Origin of the sequence: Vibrio sp. 1F169 (assembly GCF_041439605.1) — a bacterium.
Lineage (GTDB): Bacteria > Pseudomonadota > Gammaproteobacteria > Enterobacterales > Vibrionaceae > Vibrio > Vibrio tasmaniensis_A.
Window position 1 is genome coordinate 109238 of record NZ_JBGOOI010000002.1, and the last position, 25105, is coordinate 134342.

The following is a 25105-nucleotide window of genomic DNA, read 5'->3' on the forward strand; positions in this document are numbered from 1 at the left end:
CATTGTCAGGGCCACACATGGCAATATCGTTGCCAAATTTGGCACTAGCCGTGCCAAAGTCGCTCACTTGAAAAGTGAAACGCGACAGCAACCCGCTGCGCTCCCGTCACACTTTTGCTACGCAAAAGATGCACGTGAGCTGCGGGCAAGAGAAGCCTCTCTTGACTCTCTAAGCACCTGGCCTCTGGGGAGGCCAGAATGAACAAAGACATTCGTTATTTTTATCGCAGGTTTAACTTCACATCCCAGTCGGTGAGTCGGCTTAAATGTGAGGCATCGCTCAAGCATTCATTAAGAATGAGAACTACTTTATCCGATTCACAAGCAAAGGCTAAACCGACTAAAAAGCTGGAATGGAATGAAGCGCTATCAGCTAACAATCTTGTCTGGTGTAACGATAGGCTATCACAATTAGATACGTGGTCGGAAGAGACTCGTACAGAGCTGCTGTATCGTATTGCCCCTGTTCCGCGCATCTATAATCAGAAAAAACTTCAAACTCAGCACCGCCAATATCGACTAAAAATGAAAAAGGCGATTTCCAGTGAAACCCAAAAAGGTAATCTCGAAGCCGTTGAATTTCTTCAGACAGTGCTTGATACCGAGGGTCATGTCTCGTATTCAAAGATAGAACGGTTTAGAAAGCTCAACATGCAACGGAAAAAGCAGCGCATAAAAATGCTTGAAACGTATTTGAATGCCCATAATCAGGTTCAACGCCGTGCGCCAACTAATGCTGTCTATTTGCAAGAGGGTATCTTGAAGATTCCACACCGTTGGGAAGTGGGCTCTGATACGGTAAATCTGAAGGAGTATCTTGAGTTTACGCGCAAGTTCCTGACTCATTATTTTCCACAATATCCAATCGAAGCCATTATTGGTCATGATGACGAACGGAGTGTTGAGCAAAATACTGGTTGTCACCCGCATTATTTCCTTTCAGGGCGTAATAGTGAAACAGGCAATTATGATCTTCACAAAAGACAAATTTATGTGGTGAACGAGTATATCCACCGAGTGTACTCGGTGAAAAACTTCTTCCCCGAAAACGGAAAACTTACTCGTGAAGAATCGCAGGATTACGGGCATTTTTTTCAAAAAATGGTCAAGGATTTTGCGAATAAGCACTTATTTCATGCTAAAGGGCTTAATGTGATATTTGCTCCTGAAACCGAACGGCAATCTGACCGACGCAAAGAGATGAACCGAGAGGCTACCCTTCCGAAATCTGAACGCAGTTATAACTATCATACTCATCAGTTAGAGCTAATTCAGGACAAAATAGAGCTGACCGAGAAGAAGCACGTTAATTTGTTAATTGAGCAGGAAAAAACCGAAAAACACCTGACTAACCTAATAGGTGATACCGTTCAGGAACAAGTCAAGCTGGGTCAATTACAGGTTGAGCGAGATATGATGCAAATAGAGGTGTCAGATCTGAAAGCGGAATCTTCACGACTGAGCACACTTACACAGAACTTAACGCAGGCTCTAGTGCCCAAACTCGTTGATATATTTAGGAAAGTCCTGCTTTCCATCAATGCAAAAGACAAAGGTGTGTTGAAAAAGCAAAGTGAATATCTAGCCTCCGCACTGAACTCAACGTTAGACCTGCCACCTGAGCTATCAGACAAAATCGCTGGTGAAGTTGCCTTGCTGCAAGAGCCTGGTAACCAGTTAACGAACCAGAACGATAACAACCCAGATTTAGAGCACCGTCATAAGTAAGTTAGTTACTCAGTTAACTAACTAACCTAAATAATAACTAAAATATAGGTAAATAACATGGCAAGACCGAAATCGTATACTGATGACGACCTCATAAACATTGCGACCCAACTATCTGTTAAAGGGAAGAAGCCAACTGGCTGGTACATCAAAGAAATCCTCGGTCGGGGAAAAATCTCTTCAATTCAGGCAGACCTAGACCGATTAACTAAAAGCGGAAAAGTTCCCGAAATACCAGAGCCAAACAACGACAAAGACGGCTTAGACTGGCGGTCTTTACGAGCTTATTTTGAACTGCCTGTTGAGATTCAAGAAATGCTGACAAAAAAAGAGCAGGACGTTTGCAAATCACTTCGGGACATGGCTATCGGATTGAATAATAAGGCACAGCATCATTATGAAGCGCTGATGGATGCTCGCGTTAGAGAGTTAGATATTAAATCTGATGCCGCAATAAAAGCTAAAGAGATAGCAGAGGAAGACGTAGAAGCACGTTTACGAAAACAAGTCGAACACAATGAGTTTTATGAAGAGAAAAGCGATGCTTTGGAAGCGGAGCTTACTCATTCAAAGCAAAAAATATCCGAACTGGCGGCTAAATTGTCGAGAATGGAAACGACCCATGCGGAAGTATTGGTAAAGTTGGACTATGCAACGAATGAGCTAAATACACTTAAAATACACCATTCTGCATTGTCAGAACAACATGAAGAAGCGAAAGAACGACTTATTGAAACGGCGACTCAACTACAATCCACACAAGGCTTGTTAAATAAGCGAGATAATCAATTGGATAGGCTCAGAAGTAACAACAGTGAACTTGCAGTTAACCATCGTCTTTTAGAGAAGAATCTTAGCGATTCAGAGAACAAAGTCGCTTTGCTGACTCAGGAAAATTAGCGTCTGGTAGAACAAATAGCAACGCCAATGGAAAGAGCAGACATGCTGCACACTGAGTAGTCAATCACTCGGTGTCATTTCACCAGAATGGTGGCATTCTTAAAATTTCGTCCGCTTTTTAAGAATTCTTAAATCGGTTAAGAATAGCTAAGAACTTTAGTTTTGCGACAACTTAAATTACATATCAACTAAAGTAGTCTTAAGTGATTGTAAATAAAAACTTAATATCAATTGCTCGTTTACCAAAACACTTTGATTATTTGACTTTTTGAAGTGAAAATACTCTATTCACAACAAATGAGCGGTGCATGGTGTTATGACAAGTATTACATTTGAAACAAGAGACGAGTTCCAACGTAGGCCAGTAGCAGAAAAGGTAATTACTTTACTTCAATCTGATATTGATATTTCACCGATGGTCATTGATGGTGGCTGGGGAACTGGAAAAACTGAATTTTGCCAGAAGCTTATCCAACTCATGAAAATTGGAGATACTAGTCACTTAATTTATATCGATGCGTTTCAAGCTGATCATGCAAATGAGCCACTCCTTACTCTCTTAAGTGGAATTATTAAATTGATACCTGAAGGAATACAACGGAAGTCTTTTATTGAGAAGGCTAAGCCTGCTATTCGTTTTGGTGCTAAGGCTGTTGGTAAGGCTTTAGTGGCCCACGCTTTACGCCAAGAGGCTAATGACATTGTGAATGATTTTGACAAAGAAGTTCAAAAAGTAGCAGATAAAGCCCTTGATGCTTCGGTAAACGCACTAATAAAAGACCATGTTCAATCCAACCAAAATTTAAACTCACTTCAAACGGCACTTGAAGAATTAGGTTCTAGCAAGCCGATTATTATCTTTATCGACGAGCTTGACCGATGTCGCCCTGACTTTGCAGTAAGTATGCTAGAGGTAATTAAGCATACTTTTAACGTCCCAAGTCTAAAGTTTGTTTTAGTTACTAACACGCAGCAGCTAAGGGCTGCTATTAATAATAGCTATGGCGATGAAGTGGATGCCAATCGATATTTAGATAAGTTTTTGAAGTTTAGGTTTACTCTTCCAGAGATAGTACCCTCAGTACATGCCGAACTAACTCTTGCTTCAGTAAATCATTACCAACGATTAGTCCGTTCTAGCCAAACGTTAGATAACACAGAACTTTGGCAACACAGTGACTTTAATTTGGTGCGGCAGTATATCCGAACAAACAACACCTCTCTAAGGGAAGTTGAAACTCTAGTTCGACATATTGAAATCTATCATCAACTATCGAATCGTGAAGCATTAAGCACCAATAAAAATTTCAGTTACAGACTCTTAAGACTTTTTGGGGTTTTGGTTTTTACTTTTCATAACGATGTTGCAGATCATATTCTAAGACATAAAGCCGATGCCGCTGTTTTAACTGCGTTATTAGGAGAAAGAGGAATCGTACAATTGCGTCCAGAAGACTCCCATTACCCTGAACATCATCAGGTTTTACTTGCAATGATAGGAACCGAATGCCTGCACAACTCATCAATTTATGATGCAGATGAGGGTTACTCGGAAAGTCAATGGGCAAGTATTATCCAAGACTACTTCCGTGGGGTGGGTAAACCACATAATTGTTTAGATGTAACTAAACAAGCGATTAATTTATTGAGTTTATCATGACTTTGGCTTGAACTACCTCATTAAAAAGCGTAATGTCAATTGACGTACTAGATTGATAACCAATGCTTAGCTACCACTTCAAAGGTTATTGATAATAAACGGAAAAGTTTAATTTTTTGTTGCGAGCGTTGGGTTCAAATCCCTATCCCTCCACCACATTAAAGAAAGCCGCTGAGAAATCAGCGGCTTTTTTGTATCTGGAGATCACACAAGCTCACCACTCAACTGCTGACAGTAAATGCGGCCTTCAATAACTGCATGTGAATCGGCACCAGATCTTGATGTTCAGTTCGATATCCGCCACCGACTACACACGCCATTGGAATAGACTCTGATTTCGCTAATTCAATCATGAAACAGTCGCGTTCAAATATCCCTTTTGTCGAAACATTCAAATAACCCAGTTCATCGTCTTGATGGATGTCGATCCCCGCGTCATAAATAATGAGATCAGGTTGGTGATGCGCAATCGCCAACTTGGTGACTTGTTCAAAACAACGTAAGAACTCTTCATCTTCTGTTTCACGACTTAATGGCACATCTAAATCAGATAACGGTTTACGCGCAGGAAAATTTTTGTCGCAGTGGAATGACAAAGTAATAATCTCATCGCTCTCTTGGCAAAGTGTCGCTGTACCATCGCCATGGTGAACATCACTGTCGACGATCAGCACTTTATCTATATGCTCAAAGGTTAATGCGTGCTTGGCCGCCAAGACCAGATCATTCAACAAACAGAAGCCACTGCCAAAATCTCGGTGCGCATGATGATAGCCACCGCTGAGATGAATCGCTAAACCACTCTCGATGGCCATTTCAGCGGCCAAGCAGGTTCCACCACTTGAATAGAGTGTCCTTTCTATAAGCTGTTCACTCCACGGAAAGCCGATACGTCTCATTTTTGCTGCTGGCAAATTTCCAGAAACTAGCAAATCGACATATTCACCATCGTGTACCTGCTTTACTTGTTCTACCGAAACAGGCATTGGCTGGAACATTTCGAATGCATTACCCCATTTTGGATCGCTATCCATGTGGTGCGTCACAGCACTGTGCAACAGTTGATATTTATTGATTGGATAACGATGCCCTTCTGGTAAAGGCAACTGAGAATAAATTGGATGGTAAATTAAAGGAGTCATAGATCGGGCGTATTACGTATCAATCTCAAAATCATAACAGTCTAAGACTTGGCGACAACCTTAATTAATGATAATGGTTATCATTACCTTTAATTAATTCCAGAGACAACAATGAAAAACGTAATACTCATCTGTGGTGTGATCTGTGGTTCGATGGCTGCAGTAATGATTTTTGTAGGTATGCTAATAGCCAGTTGGTGGAGCGTTGATTTTCTCGTGTTAAGCCATCAAACTTAACTAATTGAACTGAAAAGGAATCACCATGAGCGTTATTTTTATTACTGGAGCAAATCGCGGCATTGGCTTAAGCCTGACTCAACAATACTTGGAAGGTAGCCACAAGGTGTACGCGACTTATCGTGATGCCAATTCAGCAAAAGAACTGCTCTCTCGCAGACCACAACAGCAATCTGACCTGCATTCAATTAGAGATAACCGATTACCAAGCAGTGAGCCACCTCACTTCGCAAATAGAGTCGATTGATATCTTGATCAACAACGCTGGCTACTATGGTCCTAAAGGTTATGGTCTGGGTAATACCGATGTCGAAGAGTGGCGCCGTGTATTCGAAGTCAACACCATTGCGCCATTGAAGCTTGTCGAGACTCTATTACCTCTTATAGAAAGTAGTGACGTCAAAAAGATCGCCTGCCTGTCTTCTAGAGTCGGTAGCATGTCCGAGAACACCTCAGGAGGCGGCTACATCTATCGCTCCTCCAAAGCCGCTCTAAACTCCGTTGTGAAGAGCTTAAGTAACGACTTAACCGATAACGGCGTTACGGTGTTAGCTCTGCATCCTGGTTGGGTACAGACCGAAATGGGCGGCCCTAATGCTCTGATCGACACCGACACTTCAGCTTCCGGCCTTATTAAAGTCATCGAGTCAGCGAATACTGAAGTAAGTGGTCACTTCTTCAATTTCGATGGCAGCGAAATAGACTGGTAGCCCGCAGATGAATGATGGCCCTCTCTCAAACCTAGTTAAGCACTCAACACTGTTTTGTCTGACGGTGACGCTAGCTGGCTGTTTTAGTGATGGCCCCGGAGACTTATTCGACGACTACCAAACCAAGATAGCCAGAGTACAAGATGCTGACGAGATAAAAGAGGAATGGGAATTTGAAAGCCTACCGAGAAAACGAGAACTGCTGCTTGACGTGCCCTCGCTTTCTATCGGTCTCATCGACAGTTACCAGCTTCGTCAGTGTGGATTGTTCAATCTGATTGCAGAAAGAAATTCGGTTCTGGGCAAAGTCGCGGATGAGTTTCGTAATTACGACTATCAAGTCGCGTTACTTGCAGGTGTTGGGAAATGTTTATCCGGTAGCGAATTAGACCCTGAGGTCGTAGAGCTACTGAAAGAAATCGAGCAGCAGAAACTCACACAGTTTCCGCTGCACCAGTGGAATCTAATCTATGCCAGCGATGCCATGCAGTCGCAAATGCGTGGTAGTCAGTGGTTACGTGCTGATATCGGCGATCAGGTACGACAAACCAGTGATGCCTTAGAACATATCAATCAAGCGTTAAACGTTCCGCTCGTTTCGGGAAAGACTACTGAGGTTCAAGAAGTATTAGAAAAGAGCTCTACGCTCGGGGATTTATACTACTCGCTCACGCGAGCTTCGGCCGAACTTGATACCATCACCAAACAGCTGACAACTTTTGATCACAATATCATCTGTGGTAAACAACGAGACACGACCAAGTTTCGTTATCTCAACAATGTGTTCGAGCAGCAATATATAGGCAAAGTTCAGCCGTACATGGCGCAGCTGGATGGCTATTATCAGCAGTTAGCCCCGCAACTTGGGATGTTTGACGCGCAACCTGAACTGCACAGTTATTACTTTCCCATCCAAGATGCACATCAAGCTTTTCGAGCATCAACTCGCCGCCATGTTGATTATTGGCAGCAGCTGTTTAAACGTTGTGGGCGCAAGGTCGGTCGTTAATATTGATTCCCAATATCAATAATGGGTGTTGTTAGCTTTCAGTTTCTAACTGATTAACTTTTAGCGCCTTTCTTCGCGTAAGTCTTCTTCCTTGTCCCACCGCCTTTACGGCGCTTGAATGCTGGTCTTTCAACTTTAGGCAGATGACGCAGAGATTCAGGGACTTCACCTGTTTTTACCTTACCCATTAAGCCATCGATCTTACTTTCTAGCGCTTGCATGAAGGGTTGATACGCTTGGTTTCGTTCAGCCATGCCTTGCAACTGATGCTCCCAGTGAGCCGTCATGTCTGGAAAGGTCGAGTCCTCAGGTAAGGCATGAATCAATCCTCTTCCCGCCGGGCTACTGTGAATGCTTTTACCTTGGCGAGTTAGCAACTGCCTTTTGAATAGAGTATCGAGAATACCCGCGCGGGTTGCTTCCGTTCCAAGGCCATCGGTCTCTTTCAAAATGGCTTTAAGGTCTTTGTTCGCGACAAAGCGCGCGATACCTGTCATCGCTTGTAGCAAGGTCGCTTCTGTGAAGTGCTTTGGTGGTTCGGTTTTCTTATCACCAATAATACCTTCACGACAAGTCAGCACCGTTCCTTTATCCAATGGGGGAACCGTATCTGTGCCGTCGCCTTTCTCTTCGGTGTCCGTTTTCCCCATCAACACCTTCCAACCTGGGCTAATAAGTTGTCGCCCCTTTGCGATGAACACACCACCAGCAATATCAAAGACTAACTTGGCATCGGCAAAAATAGCAGGTGGGTAGAATTGCATTAGATACTGGCGAGCGATTTGCTGATAGATTTTCATCTCGTTGGCAGACAGGCCGTTCACCGATGACTTTTTCGGAGTAGGAATTATCGCGTGGTGAGCATCGACCTTGCTGTCGTTCCATGCTTTGGATTTAAGAGAAAGATCCGCACCTTGAGCACCACTTTTCAGCTCTTTCGCATTGTTAGCGATGGCATCCACGACCGACTCTCTTTGCGAGTAGTGATCCTTAGGTAGATAGCGGCTGTCAGAACGTGGGTAAGTGATGAGTTTGTGTTTCTCATACAATGACTGACAAGTGTCGAGTACCTGTTGAGCGCTCATACCAAAACGCTTAGACGCATCAATCTGCAGAGCTGACAGCGAATAAGGCAGTGGCGCCGCTTGTTTGCTTTGCTTTTGCTCTGATTCCGTCACCGTCGCGGGTTGATTCGCAATTCGGTTAGCGACATTCTCAACCAGTTTTCGATTGAGCACCCGGCCTTCTTCATCTTGCCATGGCTTACATGCTTCGCTTGGTTTCCAACGTGCTCGAATATCAAAGCTCTGGCCGTTGTTTTGATAAGGGATCAGCGCATGCAGAGTAAAATAATCTTTCGGAATGAAGTTCTCGATCTCTTCATCACGCCTTACGACCAAACCAAGTACAGGCGTTTGCACTCGCCCTACCGACAACACGCCTTGGTAGCCCGCCTTTTGGCCAAGTAAGGTATAGGCGCGAGTCATGTTCATGCCATATAACCAATCGGCTCTAGAGCGTGCCAAAGCTGAAATTGATAGTGGGATAAAGTCACGGTTACTGCGCATTTGAGAGAGCGCACGTTTTACGGCAGGTAAGTTCAAGTCACTGATCAGTAGCCTGTCCATCGACTCTTTCTTAGCCTTGGATACTTTGCAGTAATCAATCACTTCATCAACTAGCAACTGCCCTTCTCTATCCGGGTCACCCGCATGGACAATTTGGGTCGCGTCCTTCAATAGCTTTCGGATCACCGTAAGCTGTTTACTTGAAGTCTTACGCGGTCTCAGCTGCCATTGCTCTGGCACAATAGGAAGATCAGCGAGGTTCCATTTCTTGTAACGGTCGTCATAAGCGTCTGGCTCAACCTGCTCCAATAAGTGTCCAATACACCAAGTCACCACATCTCCATTGCCACATTTGATAAACCCTTGGTCTTTCTTTTGTGGATTAGGTAGTGCGGCGGCGATCGCGCGGCCTAGGCTTGGTTTTTCAGCAATAATAAGGCGAGACATGTTTTTCCAGATGCTACAAACAATTAGGGCCACATTATCTAATGTGGCCCCTAGAAATCAAGGAAAACTGGTTGTTTATACAGTTAGCATTCAACAATTCGTTGTGTCGTTGTTTTACTGACGAGATCTATAAGAACTCAACGAACTTTGAGAAGTCACGCTCTGGTACTTTCATTGGCGTACAGCCCGGAGTGCCTAGGTATAGGAAACCAACAATTTCATCGTCGCCTTCTAAGCCGAAAGCTTGGTGCACTTCAGGGTGGAACATCCATTTGCCTGAACGCCAAAAACCTTGGAAGCCTTGTGCAACTGCGGCCATTTGCATTGCTTGCGCAGCACAACCCGCAGACAGGTGTTGTTCGAATGCTGGCACTTTTTCGTGCTCAGTTACCTTTGCGATGATAGTGATCACCATTGGAGCTCGAAACGGCGCTTTTTTAACTTTCTCAATGACCGCTTCTTCGCTCTCGTCAGCTTGTGCCGCACGAACCAAAATATCAGAGAGCTTCTGTAACCCTGAGCCTTGTGCGATAACAAAGCGCCATGGTGTCAATGCGCCGTGGTCTGGAGCACGTAAGCCCGCTTTAATGATATTTTCTAACGCCACACCTTCAGGAGCCGGATCAGAGAGTTTTGCGATTGAGCGCCTGTTGAGCAATAGATCCAAAGCATCCATTTGAAGTCCTTACTAATTTTTATTGTTTGTATAATTGAACTGTAGCACAGAACACAAACGATAATAAATCTCAACGGCTGTCTATTTGAAGCAATATTTGAAACGACACTAGAAACAACAAAGGCCCCTAAATCTATGACTTAGGAGCCTTATTTATCTGTCTAGTCCAAGCTTAGTTACCCGTCTAGTTCAGCTTATTGAACTTTCTGATTCAAACTTATCAAACGAGAACATTCTGTTTGTTGTTAAAGCTTAATAGCTAACTCAACACCTTGGCGAATAGCACGTACCGCATCAAGTTCACCCGCGTAATCAGCACCACCGATCACGTGAAGTTTGCCACCAAACTCTTGCCACATATCTTCAAACGGGCGAACAGAAACTTGACCCGCACACACGATAACGGAATCGGCATCGAGTACCTGATCTTTCTTACCAACGCTGATGTGCAGACCTTGATCGTCAATCTTGTTGTAGCTCACGCCACCAAGTAAGTTCACACCACGTTTTTCTAATGTGCGTTTATGAATCCAACCTGTAGTCTTACCTGGACCTTTACCGACACGACCCGCTTTACGCTGCATCACCCAAACCGTTTTATCACTGAACGAATCAGGATAAGGATAAAGTCCACCTGGGTGCTCCATATTCTTATCAATGCCCCACTCATGCAGCCAATCGTCCAAGCTATGAGAAGTCGGCTCTGTCAGCATAGTTGCCACATCAATACCAATACCACCTGCACCAACAATCGCGACTTTTTCGCCTACTGGTGTCTTTTCACGAATCAAGGTTTGATAGTCGACTACGTTTTCTTGATCTATCCCTTCAATATCAAGCTTTCTGGGTTCAACACCAGCAGCCATCACGACTTCATCGTACTTCAACAACATCTCAAACGTCGCTTCAGTATCCAGTTTTAAGTTCACGCCTGATGCATCTATTTGGTTAGCAAAGTAACGAATCGTTTCTCTGAACTCTTCTTTACCCGGAATCTGCATTGCCAATCTAAATTGTCCACCGATGCGGTCATTTTTCTCTATCAGATCAACCTTATGCCCACGCTGTGCCAACGTTGTTGCACAAGCTAAACCTGCTGGCCCAGCACCGACGACGGCAATGGTTTTGGTTGCTTGAGCTGGTTGCACAACAATTTCAGTTTCGTAACAAGCGCGAGGGTTCACCAAGCAGCTCGCTCGTTTGCCTTTGAATACGTTATCAAGACACGCTTGGTTACAACCGATACAGGTGTTAATGAACTGCGCTTGGTCTTGAGCGGCTTTATTAACAAAGTCAGGGTCAGCCAAGAATGGACGAGCCATTGATACCATGTCGGCCTGTCCTGAACTGAGGATACGTTCGGCCTCTTCTGGCGTGTTGATTCGGTTACACGTCACCACTGGGATCGACACGTATGGTTTTACTTTTTCCGTCACCCAAGAGAATGCCCCTCTTGGAACTTGTGTCGCAATAGTTGGGACACGAGCTTCATGCCAACCAATACCGGTATTAATAATGGTCACGCCCGCTTCTTCTAGCTTCTGAGCCAGAAGTACAACATCTTCGAATGTGCTGCCTTGCTCAACCAAATCCAGCATCGATAAGCGGAAAATAATGATGAAATCTTTACCCACCGCTTCGCGAATCGATTTAACGATCTCTAGTGGGAAACGCATACGCTTCTCGTAAGAACCGCCCCATTCGTCATAACGCATGTTGGTACGTTTACAGATAAATTGGTTAATCAAGTAACCTTCGGAGCCCATGATCTCTATGCCGTCATAGCCAGCAACCTGAGCTAGCTCTGCACTGTTGGCAAAAGCACCGATGGTCTTTTTAATTTGACGAGGGCTCATCTCACTCGGTGCAAACTTAGCGATTGGCGCTTTGATGCCCGAAGCACTTTGCGCGAATGGGTGCATGGCATAGCGGCCAGCATGTAGCAACTGAAGGGCAATCTTACCGCCGTGCTTATGCACGGCCTCGGTAACAACTTGGTGAGCTTTAGCGTGCTTAACTTTACTGAACTCAGCACTAAATGGGGTCAATCTGCCACGTAAATTAGGAGAGAAACCACCGGTAACAATAAGGCCAACGCCTCCTTTTGCTCGCTCTTCATAAAACGCGGCAAGCTTGTGGAGGCCTTCTTTATTTTCTTCTAAACCCGTGTGCATTGATCCCATCAATACACGGTTACGTAACTGAGTAAATCCAAGATCGAGTGGTTCGAGTAAATGTGGGTACATGGCAGACATCACTTCTATTATTATATCCTTGTGGTCAGACCACAATATAACTCAATCACCAAAAGTTCAAACAACTGTTTACATTTTTGTAACACCGATCATAATGCAGGACGTATTAATCGTTCAGAAACCCCTAATATGACTACACTTAATGAGAATATATATCGATTAGCAATTCTTGGTGTAGTTTGAGCTAGGGAATTATCGTAGGATATCAAGCAGTTCATATTATTGAGATTAATGGTACTACAGCTTGTTAAAGCGACGTGATCTCACTGCGGAGACAGAATGAAAAAAATATTCAAATTTATAGGCATGATCTTTAAAGGGATTTGGAAGCTCATCACGTTTGTGCGTCTTGCGCTGGTTAACCTTTTCTTTTTACTCAGTATCGCCATCATCTACTTTGTATACTTCCACTCAGACACAACTCAACCCACTGTTCCACAGGAATCGGCTTTAGTGCTTAACCTGTCTGGTCCTATCGTGGAGCAAAGTCGCTATATCAATCCGATGGATTCAGTCACGGGTTCACTGCTTGGCAAAGACCTTCCAAAAGAGAACGTCCTGTTTGATATTGTTGAAACGATTCGCTACGCCAAAGACGATGACAAGGTAACTGGTATCGTTTTAGCACTCAAAGAACTGCCAGAAACCAATCTGACCAAGCTTCGCTACATTGCTAAAGCGCTCAACGAGTTCAAAGCAACTGGCAAACCAATTTATGCGGTGGGTGACTTTTACAACCAAAGCCAATACTACCTAGCCAGCTACGCAACTAAAGTCTTCCTATCACCAGATGGTGGGGTTCTTCTTAAAGGCTACAGTGCTTACTCGCTATTCTACAAAACTCTATTAGAGAAGCTTGACGTAAATACACATGTATTCCGCGTCGGTACTTATAAGTCTGCAATCGAACCTTTCATTCGCGACGATATGTCAGACGCAGCGAAAGAGTCAGCTTCTCGTTGGTTGGGTCAACTGTGGGGAGCATACGTTGATGACGTAAGCAACAACCGCCAGATCGATGCTAAAACCTTGAACCCAAGCATGGACTCTTTCTTAAAAGACCTTGAGTCGGTTGATGGCGATATCGCAAAACTGGCAGAGAAGCTTGGTTTAGTTGACGAACTGGCAACTCGCCAACAAGTTCGTCTAGAGCTCGCAGACGTCTTCGGCAGTGACGGTCAAGACAGCTATAACGCGTTGGGGTACTACGAGTACCGTACAACCATGCTTCCTGACCTAACAAGTGAATCGCACGATGTCGCTGTAATTGTCGCTAGCGGCGCAATTATGGATGGCAAGCAGCCACGTGGCACCGTTGGTGGTGATACCACGGCCGCCCTACTTCGCCAAGCGCGCAACGACGACAAAGTAAAAGCGGTTGTACTTCGTGTAGACAGTCCAGGTGGTAGCGCATTTGCTTCAGAAGTTATCCGCAATGAAATAGAAGCGATCAAGCAAGCTGGTAAACCTGTTGTGGTTTCTATGTCTAGCCTGGCTGCTTCTGGTGGTTATTGGATCTCGATGGGCGCAGACAAGATTTTGGCTCAACCAACCACACTAACAGGCTCGATCGGTATCTTCAGTGTTATCACGACCTTTGAGAAAGGCTTGAACGATATCGGCGTTTACACCGATGGCGTTGGCACCTCACCTTTCTCAGGTCTTGGTATTACAACAGGGCTTAGCGAAGGCGCGAAAGACGCGTTCCAAATGGGCATTGAAAACGGATACCGCCGATTCATCAGCCTAGTTGGAGAAAATCGCGGTCTGGAAGTCGATGCTGTCGACAAGATTGCTCAAGGTCGAGTATGGACAGGCCAAGATGCAATCGAGAAAGGTCTAGTCGATGAAATTGGTGATTTTGATGATGCGATTACAGCTGCGGCTTCACTTGCAGAGCTTGAGACCTACAACATTTACTGGGTAGAAGAGCCTCTTTCAGCCACTGAACTATTTATTCAAGAATTTATGAACCAAGTTCAGATGTCGATAGGCCTTGATATTCAGTCAATGATTCCAAGCAGTTTACAGCCTGTTACTCAACAGTTAGCTCAAGATAGCCAACTGTTAGGTAACTTTAACGACCCACAAGGTCGATATGCTTTTTGCTTAAACTGCCAAGTTCAATAAGATAAGCTCAACGCTTTGTTATCAAGAGGCGCCTCTGTGTGAGGCGCCTCTTTTTATTGCATGATAATTCGCTATAATCGCCCCCCTGTTCCCTATATCACACTAAGTATTAATCGCCATGGAAAGAAAACACATCTATATCGCGTATACCGGCGGCACAATTGGCATGCAGAAGTCTTTGGACCACGGCTATGTCCCAGTCGCAGGTTTTATGGATAAGCAGCTAGCTGGCATGCCTGAATTCCATCGCCCAGAAATGCCTGAGTACACCATTCATGAATACTCTCCATTAATGGACTCTTCAGATATGACGCCACTTGATTGGCAGACTATCGCTGATGATATTCGCGCGAACTACGATAAGTACGATGGTTTCGTTATCCTGCACGGTACAGACACTATGGCTTACACCGCCTCAGCTCTGTCATTCATGTTAGAAAACCTCGGCAAACCTGTGATTGTTACGGGCTCTCAGATCCCATTAGCAGAATTACGTTCAGACGGACAAGCAAACCTGCTTAATGCTCTGCACATTGCAGCGAACTACCCGATCAACGAAGTGACACTGTTCTTCAACAACAAGTTGATGCGCGGTAACCGCAGTACAAAATCACACGCTGATGGCTTCAATGCGTTTACCTCCCCAAACCTAACTCCATTGCTAGAAGCGGGTATCAATATCCAGATCAGCAATAACGTTAAGGTAAACGAACAACCTGAAGGTGCTTTCAAGGTTCATAACATTACTCCGCAACCCATCGGTGTCATTACAATGTACCCAGGAATCTCGCATGAAGTGATTCGCAACACGCTACTACAGCCTGTAAATGCAATGATTCTGCTTACTTTTGGTGTTGGTAACGCACCGCAAAATCAAGAGCTACTTCAACACTTAAAAGATGCCTCAGAACGAGGTGTGATTGTGGTGAACCTAACTCAGTGTTTGGCAGGTAAAGTCAACATGGGTGGTTACGCGACGGGTTGTGCATTAGCAGAATCGGGCGTTATCAGTGGTTACGATATGACACCAGAAGCAGCACTGGCGAAATTACATTATCTATTGAGCCAAGATTTAAGCTACGAAGAAGTGAAGGCTCAAATGCAACAAGTGTTACGCGGTGAGATGAGCTTATAAGCCTATCCTGCGATTCGTTTAGCCGAGGGCTTACCTTTAATCAAGCCCCTCACGTAAACCTGAACTAAATCGTATTATTGTTTATAAATAAACAGCTTAACAGTCAAAAAGGGGTGGCACAGTGCCACCCCTTTGTTGTAATTTAAGCCTAATGATTAGGATTAACTCTAACAATATCTTCTTGGTCGGACTTAAACTGCTTCTTTAGTTCAGACTTTGATTTAAAGCTAATTTCTCCGCCAGCTGCAATTGTCATATGTTGAGCTTCAGAGTTATGTTTCGATTGATACAACATAACTGCCTGCATACACGAGTCGCGCTGTTCTTTAGAGAGCGCCGTTCCTTCTGGCCATTTCCCCGTTTCAACTGCGTAGTTTAAACGTTCGTAGACCTCGGGGGTCATTGCGCTAAGAAGTTGTTCTGCATCCATGGTAAGGCCTTAGTTTTAACAATTTTCACCAGAAAATAACCCGTATCAGAATTGAGTCAAGAACCTGACTGAAAATAAGTGTATTTGATCACAAGTGAAGGAATATGAAAATTATGAAATGGTTGGTACTAAGCCTATTGCCTTTCACTCTGGTTGGGTGTTTTGACGGGAACAAAAATACCGCTCAATTGTGCGAAAGCAACCCGTGGCTTCAGTGTGAAAAGTTAAATATGAACGACGGACAGTGCCGTGTCGCACGTACCGACCTCGTCTGGCATCGATTTGAAGCAAAAGAAAACCCCAGCGATACCAATAAGATTAAAGAGTTCGAATTAGTCTCTGCCTACAAAAAGTGTTTAGAACTTGCAGCACAAATTGAAACGATTGATCAATCCAAACTTCAAGAACGTCGCTTCATCTCCTTAATGAATAGTATCGAAGAGTCTGAGCGTATTGTTGATGAACTCTCGCGATCAAATACCCCGGAAACGCTTTATTTTATGTGGTCACAAACTGGGGATACCAACGCAAGACGCAGTTTCCTGCAATTAGAAGGGACAGAAGCATTAAACACAGCAGAGATGCAATATGCGCTAGCCACTTTTTATACTACCCGTGACCATGAAAAGACGCTTAAGCTACTCAACAATGCGTTAACGCTTTCTAATGGTTCGAAGGTCAACACCGAGATCTTCAAATCGATGGCGAGCATCAACCACAGCCTTGGGCATATGGAAAAGGCGTACGTGTGGGCCATGGTAGCGAAAGAGTTTGATGTACCTATTGCTTCGGAAGCAGAACTTACCGTGTTGTACCGTTTCGATGAGTCAACATACGAACAACTGAATCAAGACGCGGACAATATAGTAGAAGCTATTGAAGATGAGGTTTACAGCTCTTCAATCGTCCCTCGTTACTGATCGCACTGTTCTCGTTTTCTAGTCCAAACGTTCTATTCACGAGCCTTCAAAAAAACAGCTACCATGATGGTAGCTGTTTTCGTTTGTGCTAGAAATAACTCTGAAATACTGAGCTACTGGGCGGTTCAGTACCACTCAATCAACAAATACGCCTGTAAGGATTAGACAATTGTGACAAGTTATTTGGTAGTTTCGTCATTTTTGTTGAAAATTAACGACACAGAATTAACACAGAACCGTTCACCGGTTGTCTTCGGACCATCAGGAAAAACGTGACCTAAATGGCTATCACAAGCGGTACAACGGATCTCTACACGCTTCATTCCGTGACTTAGATCTTCTATATAGCGCACTGCTTCATCATTCACTGGGGCATCAAAGCTTGGCCAACCGCACCCTGAATCATATTTGTTATCCGACAGAAACAAAGGGCTTTCACAGCATGTGCAGCTATAGACACCCGTCTTATGGTTGTGCAGTAACTTACCGCTATATGGGGCTTCGGTACCACGTTGACGACACACAGAAAATTCATCGTCCGTTAGGCGTTCACGCCAGTATTCATCAGGCTTTATCATATTTCCTCCCTTTTGAATCACGTTAATATCTCTCCACATTATCAGTTATTATATTTACTTTTTTCTATAAAGGCTTGCATATGAGTCGTTTTGTAGCACATACTTTCTCACCAGGAAACATTGTACATATACACTCATAAGTGAATCATCATTTAGAGGTATTTTACCCAACTGGAAGGGTACAGAGCCACTCGCAATGGTCAATTTTCAACCACTTACACCCAATTGTTAAGAAAAGCGTCGCTTTTTTTTGACATTAAACAAGTTAAGTCGGATTATCTATTGCAGATGTATACTGGATTCTGTAATTTTACTACCAGTTATCTTTAATCAGAAATTAAGTTGTGGAGCAACTACAATGACTATCAAAGTAGGTATTAACGGTTTTGGCCGTATCGGCCGTTTCGTATTCCGCGCAGCTCAAGAGCGTGCAGACATCGAAGTAGTAGGTATTAACGATCTAATCGACGTAGAGTACATGGCATACATGCTTAAGTACGACTCAACTCACGGCCGTTTCAACGGTACTGTTGAAGTTGAAGGCGGTAACCTAATCGTTAACGGTAAAACTGTACGTGTTACAGCTGAGCGTAACCCAGAAGACCTTAAGTGGGATGCTATCGAAGTAGACGTAGTTGCTGAAGCAACTGGTCTTTTCCTAACTGACGAGACTGCACGTAAGCACATCACTGCTGGCGCTAAGAAAGTAGTTCTTACTGGTCCTTCTAAAGATGCAACTCCAATGTTCGTAATGGGCGTTAACCAAGCATCTTACGCTGGTCAAGACATCGTTTCTAACGCTTCTTGTACTACTAACTGTCTTGCACCTATCGCTAAAGTACTTAACGATAAGTGGGGCATTGAGTCTGGTCTTATGACTACAGTTCACGCTACTACAGCAACTCAAAAAACTGTAGATGGCCCTTCTGCTAAAGACTGGCGCGGTGGCCGTGGTGCTTCTCAAAACATCATCCCATCTTCAACTGGTGCTGCTAAAGCTGTAGGCGTTGTTCTTCCAGAACTAAACGGCCTTCTAACTGGTATGGCTTTCCGTGTACCAACTGCTAACGTATCTGTAGTTGACCTAACTGTTAACCTAAAAGAAGCTGCATCTTACGAAGAAATTTGTGCTGCAATGAAAGAAGCTTCTGAAGGCGAAATGGCTGGCGTTCTTGGTTACACTGAAGACCAAGTAGTATCACAAGATTTCATCGGTGAAGTTCAAACTTCAGTATTCGATGCTAAAGCTGGTGTTGCTCTAACTGACAAATTCGTTAAAGTTGTATCTTGGTACGACAACGAAATCGGTTACTCAAACAAAGTTCTAGACCTAATCGCTCACATCTCTAAGTAATTTCTTTTTAGAAATAGCTTTAGATAAGCATTAGCGAAGACTGTTTTGAGCAGACTTTGAAAAAGGCGACCTTAGTGTCGCCTTTTTAATACCTGCTATCTTTTAAACCGCGCCTGTCTAAGCTCATCAAGATAGCCCAAACGTAAAATTCAATTCTAATACTGACTCTGCTTGTCACTCATAAAATCACAAGCACCCTAGTTCTAGTCAGCATTTGAATTCAATTTCCTTAGAAGGATCATGTAATGGATTTATCTACTCTACCTGCACTGGCGGTACTTTCTGACAACGTCACTATCGTTGAGCACGAAGGTGTAAAACTAGTTCGTGTTATCCACGATAAAGCAAACGCAGCGATTTCGTTGTTTGGTGGTCATGTCGTGTCATTCCAACCGCAAGGTCAAGAAGACCTAATTTGGATGAGCCAACAAGCTAAATTCGATGGCAAAACGGCTCTGCGTGGTGGTATTCCAGTATGTTGGCCTTGGTTTGGTCGCATTGCAGCCCCAGCACATGGTTTTGCACGTTCAAGCGAATGGCAATTGGTTGAGCACCGTGAAAGCGAAGCTGGCGTGATTGTTAGCTTAGGTCTGAAGCCAAGCGAAGAGACGCTAGCAGTATGGCCTCATCAGTTTGATGCACGTTTGAATGTTGAGATCGGCGAGCAGCTAAAAGTAACGCTGGACGTGAAGAACACTGATTCTCAGCCATGGACTTTCTCTGGTGCACTGCACACTTACCTAAACGTTGGCGATATTCACAACACAACCACAACGGGTATGGGTGCTGAGTACATTGATAGCCTACAAGGTGGCAAGATCTGCCAAGGTGGTGCTGAACTGGTACTGACTGACACGATTGACCGCGTTTACACGCAACCAGAAGCGCAAATCTTTGTTGCTGACAAAAAGCTGGATCGCACGCTAACGGTTGAAAACCACGGTCATAACTCCGCAGTACTGTGGAACCCGTGGGCGGAAGGGGCTGCAGGTATGGGCGACATGCAAGACGACGGTTACCTAACCATGATGTGTGTCGAGTCAACACTGCACGCACCAAGCCTAGAAGCAGGCAAAACGTTACAGCCTGGTGAAAGCCACCAGCTGATTACGGTAATTTCTTCGAAATAAGCTTAAAGCTAGGCCAATTAGATACGAAAATGCAGCCCATGAGCTGCATTTTTATTGCCCTAACCATTTCTATCTCTATTTCTATCTCTATTCCCATGACCAGTTTGCAAGTTAACGCAGACAAAGCTTACCTACTCAGATTTAATACATTCCAAATTTCATATCTCATACACCATAATTTATAAATATAACTATCAATTCATTAATTCTTATCAATTACTGCCTATGAATAAGTTCTTATGATAGGAGGCTCAATAACAAACTTATCTAAAACCACTGAACAACACCTCAATGAAGACAGGATAATGAATTCATGTTCGAGAAATACAAAAATCAAAGTGTTGGCTTCCAACTTAAGTTGGTCATTTTGCTGTGCTTACTTATCGCCTTTGGCTCTATCGCAACGCTCGTGTATCGCAATGCCTCACAAGTATTATTAGACAACACGTTAAGGGAACACCAATCCAAAGTAGAAGCGATGGCCAAAACCATATCTGGCCAATTCGATGCCTACCTGCATACCGCCAAAGTTTTAGAATCCACCTTTCGTAACGGTTACCTAGCAGGTGTTTATGTTGAGAATTACGACGTGGAGTTCAACGGTCATTCCATTCCTAACCTGACTCAATATGGTGAGAGCCTAATCAACGACACTAAACTCGTTGATAGCTTTACTCGCGACACCGGCGCTGTAGCAACCCTATTTGCCCCATTTGGCGATGACTTTATTCGCGTGTCTACTTCTCTTAAAAAACCGTCAGGGGAACGTGTTGTTGCCACAACGTTAGGCAAGGATCATCCTGGCTATAACAAACTCAAAAATGGCGAAGCTTATTACGCGCAAGTGAAGCTCTTCGGCCAACGCTACATTACCTACTACGCGCCTTTAACGAATGCACAAGGCAAAGTTAACGGTGTCTCTTTCATTGGTCTACCCGTAGAAGAAGCGACACAAAACCTGTTCGAGTCATTGCGTTCTGTCTCATGGGGCGATACTGGCTATACCATCATCGTTGACAATGAAGAAGAGCATCAAGGCCAGTACTTACTGCACCCTACTAATGCTGGAGGTGATAAATCTATTGTGGATGTTGCCGACTACGACGGTAACAAACCTTTCTATCAGCTCTTTGAGCAGCCATCCGGCTTGATTCTCTACCCTTTTGAGTATCAAGGAACAGTGGGCGAAAAATACCTCGTCTATACCGAAGTCCCGGGGTGGAATTGGAAACTACTTGGCGGCACATTTATTAATGAAGTCACTAAAGGCAGCGACGAACTGCTGAAACTTATCGCGATAATCGCGACCTTGATTGCCGCCGCTACCATCGTCGTATTAACGCTCGTATTGAACCGTACGTTGACGCCGTTAACGACTTTAAACGAATACATGATGCGCTTAGGAAAAGGCGAAGTCAGCTTACATATTCCAAACAACGGCAAACAGACTAAGAATGAAATCAGCAACCTAAATACCGGCGTTGCGAATATGGCTGCTCAATTGAATACACTCGTTGGAGAAATTCGTACGACCAGTGATCAAGTACAAAACAGCTCTAGCAGTGTGTCACAGGATGCTAGCCACAATCTGAGCCAATCTGACCGCCAGCAAGCACAGGTTGAGCAAGTCGTTACCGCTATTGAAGAGATGGCTACCTCGGCAGAATCTGTAGCGCAGCAAGTGAATAGCATTGCTGAAAATGTTCGCCTTGCAAATGAAGACAGCCAGAAAGGTTTAGAAGTCGTTGAAGGTGTGTGTATTGATGTTGCCCAGCTAAATGATCAATTAGACAAATCAGCATCGGCCATCGAGCAAGTGAGTTCTGATAGCGAAAGCATTCAAACCGTCACCAAGATGATTGATGACATCGCAGAACAAACCAACTTACTTGCGTTGAACGCTGCAATAGAAGCCGCGCGAGCGGGGGATCAGGGTCGTGGTTTTGCCGTGGTCGCTGACGAAGTAAGAACATTGGCTCATCGTACACAAACGTCAGTACAAGACGTAGTGAGCATCATCGAGAAGTTGAAATCTTCAACTAACAATGCCGTGAACCTGATGACACAAAGCCAATCGAATGCCAACCAAGTACTTGATAAAGCGCAAGAAGCAGGCACAGCCCTAGAGTCGATTGCCTCTCAAGTTGAATCTATTGCCTCTCAAGCTGAAACCATTGCTGCGACATCAGAAGAGCAAGCTCAGGTTTCTCAAGAAATAGCAGCGAACGCGCATGCGATCAGCGATTTGAACCAGCAAAGCCGTGAAACCAGCGCTAAGACTTCTCACAGTGCTGATGAACTTCAAAAACAAGCTGAGTCGTTAAAGAACCAAGTTAACTTCTTTAGCTAAAAACCGAGTTCACTGTTTCTATCAGTGACTTGCTCATAACCAATAGAGCCAACCATACGTTGGCTCTATCTCTTCACTGACAGCCTCTGTATCTTCACTAATTGCCGTAAACCAAGACAGCTGCGTTTATTCTAGCGCCCCACTATGCTTCCTGTTAAAATTTTGGACTTGAAATTTCTACCTCGAGTTCGCAATGACTTACCAATGCCCTTTGTGTCACCAACCTTTATCTCAAAACGATCGTACGTTTAAGTGTGAAAAGAACCATCAGTTCGACCTAGCGAAAGAAGGCTATGTTAATTTGATGCCAGCACACCACAAACGCTCAAAAGATCCAGGTGACAACAAAGAGATGATGCAGGCTCGTCGCCGCTTCCTTGAAGGCAACCACTACGATCCAATGCGCCAAGCCGTTGTTGGTTTATGCGCTAGCTATCTGCCAGAAACAACCCCTAGCCTATTAGATATCGGTTGTGGTGAAGGTTATTACACCAATGAAATTGCGGTAAACCTTCACGAAAAGAATGGCGCTACTTTTGGTCTCGATATCTCTAAAATTGCTATCAAATATGCCGCTAAACGCTATCCAGCGGTCGACTTCTCAGTCGCTTCGAGCCATCGCCTACCCTTTTCTGAAAACAGCTTAGACGGCATTCTACGCATTTACGCGCCTTGTAAGGCAGAAGAGCTGCAACGCACCATCAAAGACAATGGTGTGGTGATCACCGTGACCCCTGCTAGCCGACACCTTTATCAGCTGCGTGATGCGATTTATGATGGCGTTCGTTTGCACGATGAAGATCCAGAGATGATCGAAGGTTTTACTCTTGAGCACCAAGAGCAACTAAACTATATGATGGAACTATCGGGGTCAGACGCATTCGACCTGCTACAGATGACGCCGTTTGCTTGGAAAGCGAGTGAAGAATTTAAACAACAACTCACCGATTCAAAGCAATTCAACTGTGAAGCTGACTTTATGCTACGAGTGTACCGCAAACAACTTTAATTGATATTGATTATCGTTTGCATTGAAATCTCATCTTGCCTCCTTTAGTATGCGTGTTCTTCAAGGAGGCATTTCATGCAACGTATTATTCTTATCGGATTAGCTACCCTGCTCACTGCTTGTACTAATCAACCTTCAAATAGCACTTCTCAACAAGTGGCTAACACGCAAACGGAAAACGTTTCCACATTCTATGACTACCAGTTTGCTTCTCCACAAGGAGAAACGCTGTCTCTCGATGCATTACCTAAACAGCTGATTGACGCTGATGTGGTTCTTATTGGCGAATGGCACACTCACTCGGCAATCCATCGCTTCCAAACCGATTTCTTAAAAGCACGTCGCAACGCGACATCAAACATCGCGCTTTCAATGGAACAATTCACTCGAGAACATCAGGACACATTAAACCAATATCTCAATGATGAAATTGGCGAACAAATTCTTATGTCTCAAGCGGCTGCTTGGCCAAACTACGAAAGTGATTATCGCGCTTTAGTTGAGTTCGCTAAAACCAATGACGTCGATATCATCGCGGCAAACGCACCAAAACCCTTCGTACAATGCATTGGCCGTAAGGGATTAGCCTATCTAGATCAGCTAACGACGGAACAACGTCAATGGATTGCTTCAGAAGTGGATACCGGCGATAGCCCTTACAAAGAAAAGTTCATGGCTTCAATGCATCAAGGCACACCAGAGCAAACAGAAAAACAATTTTCTGCTCAAGTAACGTGGGACGAAACTATGGCTGAATCGATTGTAGATTACCTAGCATCGAACCCTGAACAACAGGTGATCCATGTAGCGGGTAAATTCCACACCGAAGGTGGTTTAGGCACTGCAGCATCAATTCTACGTCGTAACCCTGATTTGAAAATTGCCATCATCAGCCCAGTTAAAGAAATCTCAGCGGATAGCAGTGACTATCAGCTAAAGGTGCTCTCTCCACCCGCTCGCTTTGTTAAAAAAGAGAACAGAATGAAGGCATACAAACACCTATCTAAGCGCGGCGCTAGCCTAGAGTGCGACTAAACCATTCTTATCCATTCTTATAAGAGAACGAAACGATGGGCTAATTCTAGATAACTAGCCCATCGACAGAGCTTCATTGGCTCCTATCATCCACTCTAACCCTATATAACATTCAAATTCCTTATCGGCACAAGATTTGCTTAATAACTAGACGGTTTGACTCAGCAGACGAAAAAACAATGTGCGAATAAAAAAACATCACCACGGTGATTAAACGCACAAGTTTTTCACACTTCTGCCGATACTATATTTAAGGATAGGTAAGGAGAGCGATATGACACCAGTAGGAACGAGTAATACTCAGCTGTATTCACCTGCGAAAATGAATGCACAAGCTAAAAGCACTGAAGCTGAAAAGCCTGCGCCGCTTAAGGTTGAGCAAAATACCGTGAAGCTTTCTGATGAAGGCAAAGCCCTATTATCTGCCCTTAAACAAATCGATAAAGAAGCTAAGAAAGTCGAAGCTGAAAACGCGACCGTTACCGATAAGGTTGAGTCATTTGCTCATGGCGCTCTAGGTATGGATCACCCAGATAAGATTGAAGAAGAAGACGATGGTTCTTATTCAGCAGGGCAATACTTATCCGCAGCGGCAACCGTTGGTGGCATTCTACTTGCCTTAATCTAACTTTCCCCTCTGTTACTGCACTTTCCTCTCTGCATTAAAGCGATTTGTCGTCACGACAACAGACCCGATTTGGT

The 25105-nt window shown here is 44.1% G+C and carries 20 protein-coding genes and 1 pseudogene; 15 read left to right on the top strand and 6 right to left on the bottom strand.

The genetic code is table 11. The annotated features are described in order from the left end of the window. The first annotated feature begins 198 nt into the window (after nt 1-198). From ACED53_RS01535 to ACED53_RS01545, 3 genes are all read left to right on the top strand, one after another. The gene (locus tag ACED53_RS01535) at nt 199-1728 is read left to right on the top strand and encodes a hypothetical protein (RefSeq protein WP_017101774.1); all 1530 of its coding nucleotides are present in this window, start codon (nt 199-201) and stop codon (nt 1726-1728) included. A gap of 57 nt (nt 1729-1785) precedes the next feature. Then, the gene (locus ACED53_RS01540) at nt 1786-2628 is read left to right on the top strand and encodes a hypothetical protein (RefSeq protein WP_069591843.1); all 843 of its coding nucleotides are present in this window, start codon (nt 1786-1788) and stop codon (nt 2626-2628) included. A gap of 316 nt (nt 2629-2944) precedes the next feature. Continuing rightward, a complete protein-coding gene (locus ACED53_RS01545) occupies nt 2945-4288 on the top strand; it encodes a P-loop NTPase fold protein (RefSeq protein WP_017100278.1) in 1344 nt (447 codons plus the stop codon). A 221-nt stretch (nt 4289-4509) separates the two neighbouring features. Here ACED53_RS01545 and ACED53_RS01550 read toward each other — a convergent pair whose 3' ends face one another. Continuing rightward, nucleotides 4510-5430: a histone deacetylase gene (locus tag ACED53_RS01550; protein WP_017099539.1), complete on the bottom strand. Its 921-nt coding sequence runs from the start codon at nt 5428-5430 to the stop codon at nt 4510-4512. Nucleotides 5431-5541: 111 nt separating this feature from the next. Here ACED53_RS01550 and ACED53_RS01555 point away from each other — a divergent pair, with 111 nt between their 5' ends. The 3 genes and pseudogenes from ACED53_RS01555 (at nt 5542) to ACED53_RS01565 (ending at nt 7386) form a co-directional block, all read left to right on the top strand. Beyond that, nucleotides 5542-5667 carry a hypothetical protein gene (locus tag ACED53_RS01555; RefSeq protein ID WP_258957299.1) on the top strand — a complete coding sequence of 42 codons (126 nt, stop codon included), beginning with the start codon at nt 5542-5544 and terminating at the stop codon, nt 5665-5667. 25 nt (nt 5668-5692) lie between these two features. Continuing rightward, a pseudogene (locus ACED53_RS01560) lies at nt 5693-6377 on the top strand (SDR family oxidoreductase). A gap of 7 nt (nt 6378-6384) precedes the next feature. Next, nucleotides 6385-7386 (top strand): DUF3080 domain-containing protein, encoded by a 1002-nt coding sequence (locus tag ACED53_RS01565; RefSeq protein ID WP_017099416.1) that lies wholly within the window; start codon nt 6385-6387, stop codon nt 7384-7386. A 53-nt stretch (nt 7387-7439) separates the two neighbouring features. On the opposite strand, the gene ACED53_RS01570 is transcribed toward ACED53_RS01565, so the two are convergent. The 3 genes from ACED53_RS01570 to ACED53_RS01580 form a co-directional block, all read right to left on the bottom strand. After that, entirely contained in the window at nt 7440-9401 is a 1962-nt protein-coding gene (locus ACED53_RS01570) for a DNA topoisomerase III (RefSeq protein ID WP_017099417.1), read from the bottom strand. 127 nt (nt 9402-9528) lie between these two features. After that, complete coding sequence (locus ACED53_RS01575) at nt 9529-10077, bottom strand: NAD(P)H nitroreductase (protein ID WP_009848708.1); 549 nt, start codon at nt 10075-10077, stop codon at nt 9529-9531. 245 nt (nt 10078-10322) lie between these two features. Next, entirely contained in the window at nt 10323-12332 is a 2010-nt protein-coding gene (locus ACED53_RS01580; protein WP_029224084.1) for an NADPH-dependent 2,4-dienoyl-CoA reductase, read from the bottom strand. 279 nt (nt 12333-12611) lie between these two features. Between ACED53_RS01580 and sppA the strand changes: the two genes are divergently transcribed. Together sppA and ansA are read left to right on the top strand one after the other, a co-directional pair. After that, nucleotides 12612-14462: a signal peptide peptidase SppA gene (gene sppA / locus ACED53_RS01585; RefSeq protein WP_017099418.1), complete on the top strand. Its 1851-nt coding sequence runs from the start codon at nt 12612-12614 to the stop codon at nt 14460-14462. Nucleotides 14463-14580: 118 nt separating this feature from the next. Then, nucleotides 14581-15597 carry an asparaginase gene (gene ansA, locus ACED53_RS01590; RefSeq protein ID WP_012603507.1) on the top strand — a complete coding sequence of 339 codons (1017 nt, stop codon included), beginning with the start codon at nt 14581-14583 and terminating at the stop codon, nt 15595-15597. Between the two features lie 148 nt (nt 15598-15745). Here ansA and ACED53_RS01595 read toward each other — a convergent pair whose 3' ends face one another. Beyond that, the gene (locus tag ACED53_RS01595; protein WP_009848655.1) at nt 15746-16027 is read right to left on the bottom strand and encodes a YeaC family protein; all 282 of its coding nucleotides are present in this window, start codon (nt 16025-16027) and stop codon (nt 15746-15748) included. 113 nt (nt 16028-16140) lie between these two features. Here ACED53_RS01595 and ACED53_RS01600 point away from each other — a divergent pair, with 113 nt between their 5' ends. Beyond that, complete coding sequence (locus tag ACED53_RS01600; RefSeq protein ID WP_029225310.1) at nt 16141-16947, top strand: DUF2989 domain-containing protein; 807 nt, start codon at nt 16141-16143, stop codon at nt 16945-16947. Between the two features lie 179 nt (nt 16948-17126). On the opposite strand, the gene msrB is transcribed toward ACED53_RS01600, so the two are convergent. Continuing rightward, on the bottom strand, nt 17127-17525 hold the full coding sequence (gene msrB, locus ACED53_RS01605) for a peptide-methionine (R)-S-oxide reductase MsrB (RefSeq protein WP_009848657.1): 399 nt from the start codon (nt 17523-17525) through the stop codon (nt 17127-17129). Between the two features lie 358 nt (nt 17526-17883). Here msrB and gap point away from each other — a divergent pair, with 358 nt between their 5' ends. The 6 genes from gap (at nt 17884) to ACED53_RS01635 (ending at nt 25031) form a co-directional block, all read left to right on the top strand. Next, entirely contained in the window at nt 17884-18879 is a 996-nt protein-coding gene (gene gap / locus ACED53_RS01610; RefSeq protein ID WP_009848658.1) for a type I glyceraldehyde-3-phosphate dehydrogenase, read from the top strand. Between the two features lie 245 nt (nt 18880-19124). Continuing rightward, the gene (locus ACED53_RS01615) at nt 19125-20009 is read left to right on the top strand and encodes a D-hexose-6-phosphate mutarotase (protein WP_017099470.1); all 885 of its coding nucleotides are present in this window, start codon (nt 19125-19127) and stop codon (nt 20007-20009) included. A 313-nt stretch (nt 20010-20322) separates the two neighbouring features. After that, nucleotides 20323-22359, top strand: a complete 2037-nt coding sequence (locus ACED53_RS01620; RefSeq protein WP_009848661.1) for a methyl-accepting chemotaxis protein — start codon at nt 20323-20325, stop codon at nt 22357-22359. A gap of 193 nt (nt 22360-22552) precedes the next feature. Continuing rightward, on the top strand, nt 22553-23368 hold the full coding sequence (rlmA, locus tag ACED53_RS01625) for a 23S rRNA (guanine(745)-N(1))-methyltransferase (protein ID WP_012603500.1): 816 nt from the start codon (nt 22553-22555) through the stop codon (nt 23366-23368). Between the two features lie 75 nt (nt 23369-23443). After that, the gene (locus ACED53_RS01630; RefSeq protein WP_102580055.1) at nt 23444-24403 is read left to right on the top strand and encodes a ChaN family lipoprotein; all 960 of its coding nucleotides are present in this window, start codon (nt 23444-23446) and stop codon (nt 24401-24403) included. A 274-nt stretch (nt 24404-24677) separates the two neighbouring features. Next, nucleotides 24678-25031 carry a hypothetical protein gene (locus tag ACED53_RS01635; RefSeq protein WP_017099468.1) on the top strand — a complete coding sequence of 118 codons (354 nt, stop codon included), beginning with the start codon at nt 24678-24680 and terminating at the stop codon, nt 25029-25031. Nucleotides 25032-25105: the final 74 nt, after the last annotated feature.